Annotated in this window: 1 protein-coding gene; it reads left to right on the top strand. The window is 42.2% G+C overall.

The window, feature by feature from the left end:
* Positions 1-9 precede the first annotated feature (9 nt).
* A partial coding sequence (locus GPK83_RS12535) for a helix-turn-helix domain-containing protein (protein WP_345941814.1) occupies positions 10-251 on the top strand: 242 nt, incomplete at its 3' end.

Below are 251 nucleotides of genomic sequence, written 5' to 3'. Positions count from 1 at the left end.
AAAATAAGAGTGAACATCGTGTACCGTTTTCGGATCTACCCGAATAAATCTCAAAAAGAACTATTTGCAAGGACATTTGGCTGTGTACGTTTCGTGTATAACCGGATGCTGGCAGAAAAGAACGAATATTATGAGAAAACCGGAAAAGTATTAAAGGTTACGCCTGCAAAGTATAAGGCAGAGTTTCCGTGGCTGAAGGAGGTAGACAGTCTGGCATTGTGTAATGCACAGCTGCATCTGCAGACAGCCTA

Origin of the sequence: Clostridium sp. MCC328 (genome assembly GCF_018785465.1) — a bacterium.
GTDB lineage: Bacteria > Bacillota > Clostridia > Lachnospirales > Lachnospiraceae > Pilosibacter > Pilosibacter fragilis.
The sequence above is the reverse complement of the archived record's forward strand: the minus strand, read 5'-3'. Positions and strand labels throughout refer to the sequence as shown.